The organism is Thioclava sp. F36-6, assembly GCF_002020305.1.
Taxonomy (GTDB): domain Bacteria; phylum Pseudomonadota; class Alphaproteobacteria; order Rhodobacterales; family Rhodobacteraceae; genus Thioclava; species Thioclava sediminum.
On record NZ_MPZX01000001.1, the window covers coordinates 937,894 to 955,631 of the forward strand.

The 17,738-nt window shown below is 64.3% G+C and carries 1 protein-coding gene (running past one end of the window); it reads left to right on the forward strand.

From position 1 onward, the window contains the following. A protein-coding gene (locus tag BMI88_RS04440) for a matrixin family metalloprotease (RefSeq protein ID WP_146673468.1) crosses the window boundary here: on the forward strand, positions 1-17,738 show its 5' portion. The gene runs 21,562 nt beyond the window's last position; only the first 17,738 of its 39,300 coding nucleotides appear in the window; its start codon is at positions 1-3; its stop codon lies off the right edge, out of view.

The window sequence follows — 17,738 nt, forward strand, 5'->3', positions numbered from 1 at the left end:
GTGACGAAATTCCTGCGTCGGACCCGCTCCGACGTGCAGGATGCTGTCGGTCTGGCCAATGACACCGCCCTCCACGAAGCCGATAACACCCTTCACCGCGAGGAAAATTACCGCATCGAGGCCCTGGAGCCGCGGCTTTTGCTCTCGGCGGACCCGATTTCGGGAGAACTGGCCCGGATGGCAGCCAATGCGCAGCCATTGGACCTTCTCGAAGACCTCATCGTGCTTGTTCAGACGGCTTTCGACCAGAATGTGCGGGGCGAAACGGGGGCTGATGAAGGGGCTTCGGACACCGGTTCGAACAGTGTGGACTGGCCGGAAGACTGGGGAAATCCTGCCGCTGCAACGCAAGCCGTCGCTCCGCAGGACGTGCAGGAAGAGGGGCAGTCAACGCCCTTCGAAGCGTTCCTTGCCCAGTTCGATATTCAAGAAAATCAGGGCATCGAAGGCCTGCGCGAGCTGCTCGGTTCGATGCTGTCGCAGCTACGTGGAAGCTTTGGCGCGGGACAAGACCCCGCAAGCAGCTCCGTGGCCGATCTGACCGGAAATGAGCCTACTGGCCCCCCGGCTGCAACCACTAATGCACTGACGAATAACGAAAATACGCAAAACTCCAACAATGGGGCGGTTCTCGCTGCGCTCCAGGACCTGTTCCAAAAAATCAGTGAAACCCTTGGTCTTGGTGAAATTTTCAACGCTGGTCCGTGGGGCCCGCAAGCCGATTACCTCCATTTCGCTGGCACCGCCCCGACGGGCTCGAGCGCGGCGGATCTGACCGAGGAACAGCTTGCCCCGGTCTTCGAGGAAGCGCTCGCTCAGTGGGCGGCCCGGACCGATGACGCGGCGATCCTGTCGCAGCTCACCATCTCGATCACCGATCTCGACGACGGCGCACTTGCCCGGATCACCGGCACGCATATCGAAGTCGATGCCGACGCGGCGGGTGCCGGTTGGTTCACCGGTCTCGATACGAGCGAGCCGATCGATGGCGTCGATCTGCTGACGGTTCTCACCCACGAGATCGGCCATGCGCTCGGTTACGACCACGACGCCGATCTGGCCGTGATGGGGGAGAGCCTCGGCACGGGTGAACGGATCGCGCTTCCCGAACTTCAACTCGCGACCTCGGACCCGGTCGATGGCGCGCTCCAACTGTCCGACGCGTTTACCGCGCCGGTCATCACGCCCGGTGCCGGGTTCGCCGAGAACCTCCGCGCGCTGTTCGCCGGACTGGCCTCGGCACTCGGCATCCAGATCCCGTTTGCGGAGGAGAGCGGACAATCGCTTCGTCTCGATCCCGCGGCGGCTGGCACAGGCACCGCCGATCTCACCGAGGCGCAGGTTGCTCCGATCTTCGACGAAGCCCTCGCTCAATGGGCCAGCCGCACCGACGCGGCGATCCTGTCGCAACTCACCTTCACCATCACCGATCTCGAGGACGGCGCACTCGCCCGGATCACCGGCACGCTGATCGAGATCGACGCTGACGCCGCCGGGGCCGGTTGGTTCATCGACGCGACGCCGGGCGACAGCACCGAGTTCGATCTGCTCGCAGGAGATCGTCTGGTGGCGACCGACGGTGCAGCCTCCGAGGGCGTCGACCTCTACACCGTCCTGCTCCACGAGATCGGCCACGCGCTCGGCCTCGACCATGACGCGGACGCAGCGGTGATGGGCGCGACGCTCGGCACCGGCGAGCGCATCGGTCTTCCCGACGCGGCCCCGAGCCTCGGCGCTCCGGTGGCCGGCGCGATCTCGGAAGCGGGTGGCGCGCTCGACGGCACCGCCGACACCAACCTGATCTACACCGTGAACCTCGACGGCACCGTCACCGTCAACGGCGTGACCTATGGCACGCCCGGCGCCCCGATCACCTCGATCGCGGCAGGGACCGGCCTAAGCGACACGATCGAGGGTCCGGATGCCGCGACGGTCTGGACGATCACCGGGATCAACGAAGGGTCGCTGAGCTGGAACGGCCTCACCATTACCTTCACCGGGGTCGAGCGTCTCGAGGGGGGCACCGATGCCGATGCCTTCGCGATCGACGGGCCGGGCTTCGTGACCTCGGGCTTCGCGGGCAACGCCGGTCTGATGGAAATCTCGGTCGGCGATTTCGTGAGCCTCGCGACCAGTGACGGCGTCGGCTCGCCGATTGGCTACACCACCAACACCGGGCTCGACGGTGTGCTCTACGAAGTGGGCACCGGCACGACCACCGCCGTCACCGCCGGGTTCGACGTCACCACCATCTCGCTCACCAGCGGCTCGTTCTTCGCGGGCAGCGGCGCGAACGGCTACTTCACCCTCGGCCAGCCCAACACTTCTGTCGGCTTCGCGGTCGACAACCTGAGCTTCTCGATCACGATGATCCGCGAGACTGCGACGGACCGTCAGTGGGTCATCGCCAATGGCGCGGTCGATGCGCTGGGTCTCGTGAACGTCGACAACGTGACCGCGACGCTGTCCAACGGCACGCTGGAGCTGGTGACCTCGCAACTGACCGACCCGAACGATGCGCTGAGCGCCAAGCTCGTCGTCTCCGAGATCGACAGCGTGGCGACAGGCGCGACCGCACCGCTGGCCAAAGTCTCGGGCGATGTGACGCTGGCCATCGGCGGCGAGGTTCTGATCGCGGGCGGGTTCAGCTTCACCAAAACTATCGTCAGCGGCCTGACCGGCGCGACCGACACGATCGGCGATCTGATGGTCTTCGGCTTCGACGCGGTCAAATTCTTCGCGGGCACCGGAGCGGTCTTCGATACGAGCGGCCCGGTCACCGTCGACACCACTAACGCCTTCGGCTTCTCGGTCACCAGCTTCACCGGCACCTTCGCGGTGCTGAGCTCGGGCGGCACCACCTATACCGGCATCGACTTCTCCTTCGCCAACGCGACCCCGGTCGGCATCACCGGGCTGACCGCCGAGGTTAGCAATGTCGCGGTGCAGGTCAACACGGCCTCGGGCGTCGCTACCCCGCTGAATTGGGACCAAGGCGCGCTGAGCGATGCCGGGCTTACGCTGAACGGTGCGCTCACCAAGGTCGAAGCCACCGCGACGCTGATCGTGAATGACGCGGTCTATGTCAGCGGCACCTTCGCGTTGGAAAGCTCGGCCAAGACCGGCGTGACCTTCGACGGCGCGACGGTGGACGGCGATTACTTCACGCTGTCGATCATCGGCGGGCGTCTCTTCGCGGGCGTCGGCGCCGAGGTCTCGGGCGGCAGCTACGATCTGACCAATGCGACCGGCTTCGAGATCCCGACCCTCGATCTGACGCTGGCGATGTTCACCGTGACCTCGGCAGGAGCGAACCTCGGCCAGAAGGTCACCGCGCTGGAACTCTCGACCGCGGCCACGCTGCACGGGATCACCGATGTGACCGCGACGGTCGATGCGCTCGACGTGACCTATGCGAGCATGGCCTTCGACTGGAGCCAGGTGGGCGGGCCGAGCTTCAGCTTCGACAGCACTTTCACGGGCTTCACCATCGATGTGCGCGCGGTCTTCACGGTCAAGAGCACCGTTCTGCTCGCGGGCGACATCTCGATCACGGTGACCAAGCAGACCATCGCCGCGGCGGATAATCCGCTTGGCACCGATCTGACCGATGCGCAGGTGATGACCTTCGCGCTGGCCGATGGCTACATCTTCGTGGGCAGCGGCGGCGGCTTCACCACCGATGGGAATGGCAAGGTCAACGGGCTGGACCGCGATCTTGAGAACAAGCTGATCGGCACCGGCTTCGGCGCGGAAGGGGTGCTGTTCGAATTCGCCTCGGTGAAGAATGTCGATGGCACGACCGGCGCCGTGCTGAACGCCTGGAGCGCGATCAAGCTCTATGTCGGCACCGTCGAAGTCGCGGGCATTCCGGGCTTCACCCTCGCGGTCAGCGATTTTGTGGTCGAGGTGAACGCCGCCGATGCGATGGTCGCGGTGAACCCGACCGTGATGACCTGGAAGGGGCTCGATCTCGGCGCGCCGCTCGCGCTGACCGATGCCACGAACGGCTTCGACAATACCGAGCGTTTCTTCATCGGCGCGACCATCGACGAGCTGAACATCTCGGATACCGTGCTGCTGACCGGCAGCTTCTCGGTCGAGAAGACGGCGGGCACTTCGGTCGGCGGCGTCACCGGCGATCTGCTCTACATCACGCTCACCGATCTGAGCCTCTTTGCGGGGGCGGGCGCCACGATCGGCGCAAGCGGGATCGACACCACGAATGCCATCGGCTTCTCAGCGGCGGGCGGCAATTTCTACATCGGCATCCTCACCACCAGCGACCCGATCCCGGTCAGCTATACCGGCGTGTCGGCGAGCCTCGCGAGCCTCGGTCTGGTGAATGTCGAAGGCGTGACGCTGGACCTTGCGAGCCTGAAAGTGCTCTACAACTCGGTCAGCGACACCACCCTCTCCAAGCTCGACTGGTCGAGCCTGACGGGTCTCGAAGAGGTGGCCGACACGGTGAGCCTCGCGGTGTCGGGCAAGCTGACGCTGGCGGTGGGCGATTTCGTCTATCTGCGCGCGAGCTTCGGGCTGAAGGCGATCGACGTGACGGCGCAGGCGGGCAGCACCGAGACGCTCGATCTCGTCGATATCACCACGGGCACGCTGACCTTTGTGACGCTCAGCGATGTCGAGTTCTTCGCGGGCACCGGCGCGTCGACCACCACCGATGAGGCGAACGGCACGACGACGCTGAACCTCTTGGGCGATGCCGCGGGTCTTTATGCGAATGGTGGCAATCTCGCGCTCGGTCTGCTGACCGACACGACGACCGGTGTGAAATATACCGGGGTGATCGGCTCGCTGAGCGCGCTGGAGGCCAAGGGTATCGACGCGGTCCAGATCAAGCTGTCGGGCATGTCTCTGGCCTCGAACTCGACCACTGCGCTGACCGGCCCGCGTCTCGACTGGTCGACTGTGAACGATACCGACGTGACCACGGCGCTTGGCGATCTGGGCCCGGGTGATCAGCTGGCGGTGTCCGGCACGCTGTCCGTCGAGATTGCCGAGACGGTCTTCGCGCTGGCGACCTTCAACTTCTCGGCCTCGACCGAGACGATCGACGACACCATCCAGGCGGCGATCACCGATGCGCAGGTCACGCGGCTGACCCTGACCAATGTGAACTTCTTCGCCGGTGTCGGCGGTGCCTTCGATGACGCCAATGCGCCCACCGCGATTGCCGATCAGGGCACGGGCTTCCTTGCCTCGGGCGGCACGCTCGAACTGATCGTCGTGAAAGAGAAGCTCGGCACCGCCACACCTCACAGCTGGAGCGCACTGTCGCTTTCGGTCGATTATGTCGGGATGCGCGGCCTGCCCAACGAGTTCGCGCTCGGGGTCACCGGTCTCTACTTCCGCATGAACACGGCCTCGATGGGCGCGACCAAGCTGAACTGGTCGGCCATTGTCGATCCGGCCGAGTACCCCGGTATCGCTCAGATCAATGCCGATACCGGCATCGCCTTCGGCGGCACGCTCGATCTGGCGCTCGACGGGTTCGTGCTGGTCTATGGCACGGTCGAAGGCTCGATCTCGACGGCCGATATCGACGATGGCGCAATCACCCTGACCGCCGCCGATATCACCAGCTTCAAGATCACCGGCGCGCAGATCTTCGTCGGCGCGGGCGGCGCATTTGACCGTGATGCGACCACGAACGAGGTGACCGGGCTGCTCGATCAGGGCACCGGCATCTATGCTTCGATGGAGGCGGGCGATGCCTTGGAATTCGCGCAGGTTACCCGCCTCGGCGTGCTGACCGATAATGCGGCGACGAATGACAACGATCCGGCTACGCAATGGGACAACGAGACCGTCACCATCGGCTGGACCGCCCTGCGCGTCACCGTCGCGAGCCTCGGCCTGCGCGGCATCGACGCCTTCCAGATCGCGCTGGCCGATCTCGCGGTCGACGGGAATTTCGCAGCCCTCGATGGCAGCTTCCTGAACTGGGCCTCGCTGGGCGCGGTCACCGGGCTCGACACGCTGAGCCTCGCGGATGCGACCGACGGTCTGACCCGCGACGACGGCTTCTCCGTCTCGGGCACCGTGTCGGAACTGAACGTGGCGGGCGTGATCGTCGCCTCGGGCAAGTTCGGCATCAAGAGCTTCGCGAGCGACATCATCGTGCCCTCGGGCGTGACGACCGAGACCGTGCTGGGTGCGAATATCCTGATCTTCACCCTGTCCGATCTGAACCTCTTCGCGGGTGTCGGCGGCGCGCTTCTGGGGGACGGCACGATCGACCCCGATCAGGGCACCGGCTTCGTGGCCGAGAACGCCTCGCTGCAACTGGTGCTGGTGAAGGAAGATCCGCTGAGCGTGACGCTTCCGGCAGTGCCGCGCAGCTGGACCGCCGTTGCGCTCGACGTAGCCACGGTGCGCCTGCAGGGTCTGCCCAACACGGTCACCGTGCAGGGCCTCGATCTCTATTTCGGCTTCAACGGCGCGGATGCGGTGAATGGCGAGCGGATCGACTGGGCCGCGACCGGCGTGACCGAGATCGGCAATCTTGCCTCTGTCGATCTGTTCGACGTGACCGAGATGGGCGCGAGCTTCAACATCGCTTTCGGTGGCTATGTCGAGTTCACCGTCGACGGCTTCGTCACCGTCGCGGGCACGATGGCGGGCCAGATCCTGACCGAGACGCTCGACGACGGCAACGGGCTGATCGTCGAGGGCGCGTCGGTGGTGACCTTCTCGCTGACCGGCGGCTATTTCTTCGCGGGGCAGGGCGGCGTGTTCACCCGCACCGATGGCAAGATCACGGATGTCAGCACGACCGAGGGTACCGGCATCTATGCGAACAACGTGGGCATCGAATTCGCCTCGGTCACCCAGACCGCCGACAATCCGCTGACGACAGGTGTGGTCGAGACCCGCACGGTCAAAAGTTGGTCGGCGATCCTAGTGACCTCGCAAAGCGTCGGCGTGACCGGCCTTACGGGCTTCACGCTGAAAATCTCCGATGTCGCGGTCGAAGCCAACTTCGGCTACACAGACCCGCTGAACGCGGCCAACAACTCGGTGATGAACTGGAAGGGCCTCGATCTGGGCCTGACGATCACCGACAGCACGGATGGCTATGACGCGACCGCGATCCTGTCGGTGACCGGCACGGTGTCGGAGCTGAACGTCGCGGGCGTCGTGATCGCGACGGGTACCTTCTCGATCAAGAGCCTGCTCGCCGATGTGGCGGTCGCCACCGCAATCGACGCCGATGGCACGCTGAGCGGGGCGAAGGTTCTGATCTTCACCCTGAGCGATCTGAACTTCTTCGCCGGTGTCGACGGTGTGCTCAAGAATGACGGCACGATCGACCCCGATCAGGGCATGGGCTTCGTGGCGCAGGGCGGCTCGATCGAGCTGGTGATGGTGTCGGAAGACCCCGCCACCGTGACCTCGCCCGCCGTGGCCCGCAGCTGGATGGCGCTGTCGCTGCGCGTCGATCAGCTGGGTCTGCAGGGGCTGCCGCTGACCGCGACGGTGAAGGACCTCTATTTCGCGATGAACGGCGCGGATGCGGACGGTAACAAGCTCGACTGGGGCGCGACCGGCGTCGATCAGATCAACGCGCTGGCCGATATCACCAATCTCGACGCGGGCTTCGGCATCGAATTCGGCGCCTATGTCGAATTGCAGATCGAAGGGGCGATCCTGCTGGCGGGCGGTCTGTCGGGTGTGATCCGCGATCTCACCGTCGACGATCCGCAGGGTGGCACGATTAGCGCCAAGGCCTTCTCCTTCTCGATCGACGGCGCCTATGTCTTCGTCGGCGCGGGCGGCGAGTTCACCTATGACGAATTCGACCGGGTCGACGCGGTCGCCAATGCGGGCACGGGCTTCGCGGCTGAAGGACTCGCTTTCGACCTGATCTCGGTGACCGAGGTGGTCGATCTTCAGGCCAACCCGAGCGCCGTCGCGCGCAGCTGGACCGCGATGTCCGCCCATGCCGACACGATCTCGCCGCGCGGGCTGCCGCAGGGGCTGGAGCTGACGGTGAATTCGCTCGACTTCACGCTGAACGGGCGCGACGCGACCAATAGTGATCAACTCGACTGGGCACCGATCATTCAGGATCTGGGCGTCGATGCGGTCGCTCCCGAAGACGGCACGGATCTGGTGATCTCGGGCGGTCTGGATTTGGATATCTTCGGCTTCGTCACCGGCTCGGCCACCTTTGACATCGTGATGCGCAACCAGATCGAGGCAGAGCTGGACAGCACCTCCGACGGTCTCGAGAACGCAAGCCTCATGCTGATCGGCCTGCATGTCGAGAACCTCTTCGTCGGCCAGCCCGGCGGTGTGGGCCTGTCGGTGGCTTCCGCCGATATCGCGCTTGCGCTGATCAAGGCGACCCCGCCTGCAAACAGCACGTTGCCCTTGACCACCACGCCCTCGGCGACGGCGGTGCTGGGCAATATCCAAGGCGGCACGCTCGCCGGTCTGCCCGAGGGGATGGAGCTGACGGTCAACGCCTTCTCGCTCGACTACTACGCGACGAAGCCCGCCGGGAACGACACCACGACCTTCTTCAACTGGAATTCGATCGGTCTGGACGGCACGCCCGCGCAGGGCGATCCCGCGAACGACCCTGCGGGTCCGGTCTCCTTCACCTATGGCCCGAATGACGAGGTGGTCACGTTCGACGCCAGCGCAGACCGCACGCAGGTCGTGGGCTACCTGACGCTCAACGCCTTCGGCTTCGTCGATGTGGGCGCGAAGTTTACGCTCTCGCAGGATATCGTCGATGTGGACGTGAACCACGACGGCACTTTCGACATCGCGACCGACATGAACGATGCGGTGCTGACCCGGATCAGCCTGAGCATCGATCCCGCCGACGAGGCCGCGAATGGCGGCGACGCCCCGGCCGATTACGAGGCGAAGTTCTTCATCGGTATCCCGGACGGCCCCGGTATCACCATCGCGAGCGCCGATATTCTGCTCGCTTCGATCAAGGCGGCCAATCCGCTCACCGATACCCGCGCCTTCACCGCGCTCAAGGCCGATATCGCCTCGGCCTCGCTGACCGGGGTCGATCTGGTGGATATCACGCTCGACACGCTGTCGCTCGAGATGAACAAGGCCAATGATGCGAGTGGCGTGATCGACGTGCTCGATTGGGGTCAGTCGATCAATCTCGACTCGACCGAATGGAGCGACACCGCCACCGGCCTCACCGGTCAGGACCTGCTCGCCGCGACGAATGGCAATGACGTCGACCCGGCCACCACTGACACGGTCCTCGACATGAACCAGTCGGGCTTCTCGCTCTTCGCGGGTGCCACGATCGTCATCGAAAACTTCGTCCATATCGAAGGCCAGATCACGCTGACCAAGACCGACAAGGTCGCAGCCCGTATGGTCGGCTCGACCACCTCCTTCGAGGCTTCGGTTCTGTCGATCGGTATCTCGGATGCAGTGGTCTTCGCAGGGGTCGGCACGCCGACGATCACGAATGGCGAGGTCGATGCTACCTCCGACGCGACGGGCGTGGCGCTCTCGCTGCAGCGCATGGGCCTGCATATCGTCAAGGAAATGCCGCTCGACCCGGCGAACCCGACCGCGACCCCGCTCAAGAGCTGGATGGTCGTGAAAGCGACGGGCGGGGCCTCGCTGATCGGCGTCGACAATGTCACGGTCGATGGCTCGCTCACGCTGATCATGAACCGCGGCGGCAACGAGACGACGCCCTACAACACGCTCGACTTCACCTATGGCGGTGTGGGCGGCACCTGGGACATCACGGTCGGCGCCGAGACGATCACCTTTGACGAGCTGACCGTGGCGACGCTGGAAGTGTCGGGCTCGCTCACCATCGGCTTCGACTCCTATGTGTTCATCCAGGGCGAGTTCGCCTTCACCCAGTCGAGCGAGATTTATTCCGCCCTCGTCGCGGGCACGAGCACGAGCCGCAATCTCAAGGCGGTGACGGTCGGTGCGCAGCATGTGAAAATCTTCGTCGGCACCGGCTACGACCTGACCAAGGCCTTCGGCGATCAGGGCGATGCGGTCGGTCTGAAGATCACGGACGCCTATCTCGCGCTCGCGATGTTCAAGACGGTCGACGCGAATGGCGTGGCGCTGGCTGCGACCGATCCGGCGGCGGCCTCCTATATGGCGCTGAAAGCCGGTGGCACGGTCGAGCTGGTGGGCATCGACGGGGTCACCCTCTCGGGCTACGGGCTCGAGGTCGAGCTGAACCAGGGCAAGCTCCTGAGCACGCAAGCCAAGGAAGCGCTGAACCTCGCGAGCTTCGACGGCGGCGGCTTCGACGTGAAGGTGAGCGATACCGACACCGTTACGCTGGATGCCAATGGCGCGATCCTTGCAGCGTCCGGCTTCGTGGTGCTGGGCTTCGAGGATTACGTCTTCCTTGCGGGGCAGGTGGCCTTCCAGAAGGGCACGACCCTGACCGTCGGCACGGCGCCGAACCAGAAGACCTTCGCCGCGACCGAAATTTCGGGCGATGGCATTAGCGCCTTCGTTGGCACCGGCGGGCCGTATTTCGAGGTCGATACCTCGGGCGACACCCCGGTCGTGCAGCCGATGACCGATACCTCGGGCGCGCAGGGTCTGGTCCTGACCAACTTCTCCTTCCGTCTCGCCATGCTGAGCCAAGTCGATGCCAATGGCGTCGCGGTGGTGGGCGGCGAGAAATACACCGCGCTCTACGCTTCGATCGAAGAGGTCGCGCTTGCCGGAATTCCGGGCGTCGCGATCAGTGCGAGCGGCGTCGAGCTCAAGCTCAACCAAGGCAAGTCGGGCACCGCGGGAGCGGGCGCCCAGACGATCCTCACGGGCTTCGACTTTACGGAGGTGACGGGCCTCGACCCCGGTGCCACGACCTTTGCAGATATGACCCCGCTTCAGGCGTTCTACAGCCTTGGCTATGCGGGCACTTTCCTTTCGGTCTCGGCTTATGGAGATCCGGTGGGAACGGGGATCGAGCTTCTCGTGAACCTCTCGGGCGATACGCCCACCAGCGCAGACGATGCCGACTTTGCCTTCTCCGGCGATCTGTCCTTCGAAAAGACCACCAGCGCGACGGGCGCGGTCTACTCGAAAATCTCGCTGACCGACATCACCCTGACATTCGGCGATTATGAATTCACCGGCGACGCGCTGCTCTATCTGATGCCGCAGGGCATGGCGGGCAGCTTCTCGGTCACGCTTCCCGATATCGCATTCGACGACGGCACCAATGCCTACCAGATCGGCAATGGCACGACGGCGACGCTCGAGATCAATACCTCCATTCAGGCGGTCTATGTCGAGTTCGCGAATGGCGATATCCTAGATCTGCCGCGCGGCCAGTTCCTGCGGGTCGAAGTCGAGAACGCCGCCTTCTATGTCGACTTCAACGCGACCGATACCGACAATGACGGCACGCTCGATGTGGGCGCCTCGCCGGAGATCAGCCTGACCGGCACGTTGATGTTCTCGCAGCTGACGACCGGGATTGCGCCGAACCAGACCAAGCGCATGACCATCGCCTTCACCGGGGTCACGGGCGGCTATACGGACTCGAACGGAGACGGCTTCACCATCGAAGACGCGAAGGGCGTGATCCTGATCTATTCGGGCTCGGCCACGCTGTCGCAGAACGGCATCGCCGCGCAGATCGAGGCGAGCGCGCAAGGTTCGGCTGCAGGCTTCGAGGTCTCGGCGAGCGCGATCATCCGCATCAACACCACTTCGCGCACCGATATCTACGAAGAGGTCGATGTGGGCGACGCGACCTACATTCTCGATTTCCAGGGTCAGGCCAATGTGAACCAGATCGCGCTGGCCGAGGTGAAGCTGAGCTACGAGCCTTACTTCACCATCGAAGGCAGCCTGAGCGACATTCTCCCGGCGGAACTGCCGGCGGGTGCCACAAGCGGCAAGATGGGCCGCAATATCTCGATCTTCCTCGGCGATGCGGGCGATCCGAACGATCCCAATGACGATATCGGCCTGCTGATCTCGAACACCACGATCGCGATCTTCGAATTCGGAACCTCCGCCAACCGCAAATTCGCGGTCTATGCGAAGGGCGAGGTTCAGGCGCTGGGCATTCCGGGGCTCAATATCTCGGGCACGGTCGAAGTGTGGCTCAACACCTCGGGCACCGCTTTCTCGACCACCGTGACCGGCTTCCCGCTGCTCGAAGGCGGCACCTCGGCGACCCCGGTCGCGATCACCTTCGCCGCCCCGCAGATGGAGCGCGTGAAAGGCTCGGTTGAGATCAGCTTCGGCGTGGCCGAGACCGGCGATCTGCTGGTGATCAGCTCCAACGACGTTCTGTTCAACAAGACGCCCGATGGCCGGATCTCGGTCGACGCGCCCGAGACCTCGATCACGGTGACGCCGCCGGGCGCCGACAGCTTCGGTATCGAAGGCGCGGCCCAGTTCAGCTTCGGCGGCGCGACCGGCTTCCAGCTGACCGATATGCGGGTGACGGGCTACACGCTCTTTGGCGAGACCGTCTCGGTGACGCCGACGACGAACCTGCGCCCGCTGACCGCCGATATCGCCTCGCCGCTCAATGGCCAGATCATCAATCTCGACGGCTTCACCTATATCGACGTCACCTTCTACAATACCAACCGTCTGGATGCGGATGCCTACCCGGCCTATCCGCTGGGCATCGACCCGGACTCGATCACCGATATCGACCCCGAGTTCACGATCACCGCGCGCTATGGCGACACGACGGCGGCGATCACGGTCGATGGGGCAGGGGTGCTGGTCGAAGGCACGGCGCGCCCGACCTATCGCTACCAGATCACCACGCCTGTGAGCCTGTCGGCGAACACCACCTATGAGGTGCAGTTCCTCGCCAACTCCTGGCGCGATGCCGCCGGTGCGCAAAGTGCCGCCGAATACGAGCGCTTCACGATCCGCAAGACGCCGGTTCAGAACCCGCCTGCGGCGAACCCGGCGACCGATCCGCAGGATCTGACCACGATCACCGCCGCGCCCTCGATTGAGCTCGCCTCGCCCTTCAATGGCGCGGTGGTCGACAAGTCGATGCTGAACTCGAAGGGCTATATCGACGTCACCTTCGTGCTGCCCAATGGCGAGATTCTCGACGCAAGCTCGATCAATGGCGACGAGATCCGCTTCGTGCGCACGGGCGGCGCGTCGAACGTCAACCTGCTGACGAACACCAACGGCACCTACACGGTCGAGAAGATCGGCAAGACCACCTATCGCTATTACGTCTTTGCCGAGCCGCCCGCCGCGAGCGCCACCGGCACGGGTGTGGTCGGCACGCCGACCTCGACCTCGACCTCGCAGGCCAACCCGGCCTTCAACGTGGGCGATGTGCAGGTCGAGTTCATCACCGGCACCTGGAAATACACCGATCGCGGCACTGATCTGAACAGCACCGCCGACGATGTCGTCTACTGGTTCGGAGGCGAGAACGGCTCGGTCGCGTCGCCCGCGAAGACAACCGCCTATGTGCAGATCTTCAAGGTGCAGGAACTGCCGGCCGCCGAGGCCGCGACCCCGATCAAGGTCGGTCCGGTCTCGATCCTCGCGCCGAAGGTCGGCCTCGCGAAGCTCGGCTTCAAGGACGGCCTGCTGGTCCTGACGATCTCGGTCGGAGCGGAAAGCGCCTCGCTCGCCTTCGGTGGCACCGCGACCCAAAATGCCGACGGCACTCAGACCAATAGCGGTGGCACTCAGATCACCCTGACCAACCTGCTGGTGAAGTTCGATATCGGCATCGACGTGATGGGCGTGATCTCGGGCGGCGGCGACGATCCGGTCGTCTCGCTCACCGGCAAATGGTCGATCACGGCCGACAAATTGGTCGGTTCGATCCCCGACGTGGTCCTCTTCGAGGCCGACCGCATCAAGGTCGAATACGATCCTTCCTGGACGGCGCCCGAAACCCCGGTCGCGGGCACGCCGGAAGGCGCGGGTCAGGAGATCATCAAGATCGACACCATCAAGGTCACCTTCCCGAAATTCGGCATTGCGGGCCAGATCACGACCTTTGAGGGCGTGCGCGGTCTCACGATCTACGACAACGGCTTCCGCATCGGGCGCGGCGAGATCATCTATTCGGGCACCGGTGCGGGCTCGGGCACCGGCACGGGCGCGGTCCAGCGCACCGACGGCGCGATGGGCAAGATCAAGTTCGGCTCGATCCTCGAATTTGACGACCTGCGCATCGGCGTCACCGATTTCTCGCTGATCTTCGGTCAGGACGTGACCTTCGACGGCACGATCTATGTCGGCTCTGGCGGGGCGACCTTCGCGCCGGGCAAGGCGATCAACGCCAAGGTCACCGACCGCGTCTCGGGCGAGGACGTGAACGACACGCTCGCGCTGAAGGCCGGCCTGACCTTCACCGATGGTGTGGTCGACGGCTTCATCTTCGAGCTCGACACGTTCGAGATCAATATCGGCTCGGTCCTCAAGCTGAAGGGTGTGGGCCTGTCGCTCGATACCGGGGCAGCCGATGACGAGGAGCTGATCAGCTTCGTCTCGATCGGCGCGGAACTGAAGATCGGCTCGCTGAACCTCTCGGGCGAGGCGCGCCAGTTCGCCTTCCTCGGCGACGGCACTTTCGTCACCAAGCAGGGCTTCGGCGTCTTCATCGGCGTGGGTGGGGCCTCGGGCGCGAACTTCAAATGGCCGAGCTGGCTGCCGATCAAGATCACCGAGATCGGCGTGCAATGGCCCGACATTCAGGCCGACCCGAGCGATTTCGTCCTCACCTTGTCGGCGTCGATCACCGGGCTGCAGGGCTATGACGGGCTGACCTTCGAGGGCACGGTCGAGGGCATCCGCATCGATGTGGGCCTGCTGCTGGAAGGCAAGTTCCCGATCATCGGCATCGACTCGATCGGCGTGAAAATCGGCGGCAACGCCTTCGGCGGCGAGATCGAGGGCGCGCTGATCGGCGGCATCATTCGGATCGGCGAGGGCAATCAGGTACTCTCCACCTTCGACCTTACGAGCCCGGTGAAAGACCGCGTCTTCTTCATCGGCGTCGAGGCGGGCTTCTCCTTCTCGGGTCTGGGCGGCTTCACGATCCGCTTCGCACTGTCGGAACTGGGACCGCTCGGCGTGCTGGTCTCGGGCTCGGTGCCGGGCGGCATCCTGCTCGAGCCGAATTCGGGTCTCGCGATCAACGACTTCACCGGCGGCGTGGACTTCTTCAAGTCGCTGCCCGACATCACCGATCCCGACGAGCTCAACGGCCCCGATTTCGCGCTGCCGCTGAACGTGTCGATCGACGACTGGCTGAACTCGGTGCAGCAGCAGGTCGTGAACCAGTATATCGCGATCCAGAACGGCTCGGCGGCGGGCGGCGGGTTCGCGGCGGCCTTCACCTCGCCGATGATCATCACCGGCTCGGCCAAGCTATATTCGATCTACACCTCGCAGGCCGTGTTCAACGGTCAGGTCACGATCAAGATCTCGACCGATGGCAAGATCCTCGTGATCGGCCAGCTGAACTTCGCAGCCGACAACCTGTCGCTCTCGGCACGGCTCTACGCGAACCTGTCGAAGATCGCGTCCGGCGAGGCGACGATCCTTCTGCTGGTGAAGATCCCCGATCAGGTCGATCTGCTGACGATCAAGGGCTCGCTGCAATTCGGCTTTAAGGACATCCTCGGCGAGGCGACGCAATTCGCCGTGGTCGAGGAACAGGCCGCGACGCCAACGCAACGCCTCGACGGGCCCAGCAATGGCGGCGTGACCGGCGTCGGCAACTTCAACGAGCGCGCCTATATCGACATCACCTTCCCCACGGTGAACGGTGCGACGGTGGATGCGGCTTCGGTCTTCGACCTGACGCCCGAGATCGAGATCACCGGCGGCGATTTCACCCTCGACAACACGCAGGCCCCGGCGCAGGTCAGTGACGACACGTTCCGCTTCTGGCTGACCGGCACGGGGGATGTGAACTCGGTGACCTACACCTTCCTGTTCCAGTCCTGGTCCTACACCGAGACCGCAACGAACCAGACCGTCTATGCGGATGAGGACAACACGACCCAAAGCGGCGACCCGGCTGTCGCGGGCCCGTGGGTCGATATCAAGTTCATCGCCGAGATCGGTGGCGAGATCACCGCCGAGACGCTGGCCGCGATCGCGACCAATGCGGTGGCGCCGTTCAAGCTGTTCAACGACAATGGCGACGAGATCGACATCCTCGGCGCCATCGCGATCGGCGGCGGCAAGGTGCGTTACTTCATCGACACTTCCGATCCCGACCTCACGAACAACCAGCTCGCCGTCGGCGACTACACCGTGCGTTTCACCGCCGATACCTGGGCGAATAACGACAGCCAGACCGGCAAGAACAACACCGCGACCGCGGATGCCGTGTTCTCGGTGGTCGAGCCTGAAGCCTCGCTCAGCGCGCCCTATCAGCTCGATGGTGACGGCTACACGGTCGACGTGAACCTCGCCAATGCCGATCAGCGCATTATCGTGACCTTCGATCCCGCAGGCAGCGGCTCGCTCGATTACGACTCGATCCTCGATACGAATGACGAGTTCACCCTGACGCGCACCGGTGCTGCGGATGGCTCCACGGTGAATACGGCCGTCGGACTCTCGGATACGCCGGTTCCGGTCGCGATGTTCATGAACGAGGACGGCACCGCGAGCCTGAAGACGCTCGGTCTCGATGCCGAAGGCCGGATCGTCGCCTCCGACAGCGCGGACTATGACCATCCCCTGCCGACGGGGGCGGAACTCTATGCGCTCCTGAAGAAAGAGGGCATCACCCAATTCGCCTATGCCATTACCACCGCGAATTTCGACTTCGCGCCGGGCACCTACACGCTCACCTTCACCGGGGCTTGGGCCGATGCGGCGGGTAATACGGGCGCAACCGGGGACAAAGTGATCACCGTCGAAGGCGCGACCGCGATCATGGTCGATCCGGGCGCAGGCGCTGCGATCGACGTGAGCCTCCTCAACGGCCGCAACTATATCGACATCGAGTTCCCGAACGTGCCCGACAGCGATTTCGTCTATGACGCGGCCTCGATCACCGATGGCGGGGCGGAGTTCACGCTGAGCGGCGCGGGCCGCGGCACGGTGCAGATCGACAATGGTGTGGCCCCGGTCCGCGTGGGCGGCACCGACGCGGCCCCGATCTATCGCTACTGGCTGACCGGCAGCTTCGACAGCAGCCAGACCTATGGCGATGTGACCATCGCGGCGGTCGAGCAGGGCTGGTCCTACCGCTATTCCGACAGCGCGAACCCGACCACCGACCCGGCGATCAAGAGCGGCGAGGACGGGCTTGGCGTGGTCGCCAATCTCGAGATCAGCGAAGGCTCGGTTGAGATCACCTTCACCAATATTCCGGCGGGCTACACGCTCGACCCGGCTTCGGTGCTCGACCTCGCCGCCGAGTTCACCGTGCAGACCGATACTGTAGAGACTTCGCGCCTGAGCGGCGGCACCTTCCGTGTCGAGCTGGGCGAGGGCGCGCCGGCCCTGCTGCAAAACGACCCGAACGATCCGACGAAGATCTCCTTCATCTACTCGCTGCAGACCTTCATCGATGAGGGCAACCCGGCGGAGCCCGCCTCGCTCACTGGCGAACTCTACCCGCAGACGATCACGCTGGAGTTGGACATCACGTCGATCTCCTTCTTCTCGACCGCGGCGCTGAGCGCCCCGAGCATCGTAGTCAAGAGTGGCTCGACCTACTCCGCCGCCAACGACGCCGCGAACCTGCCGGGCGACCGCACCTA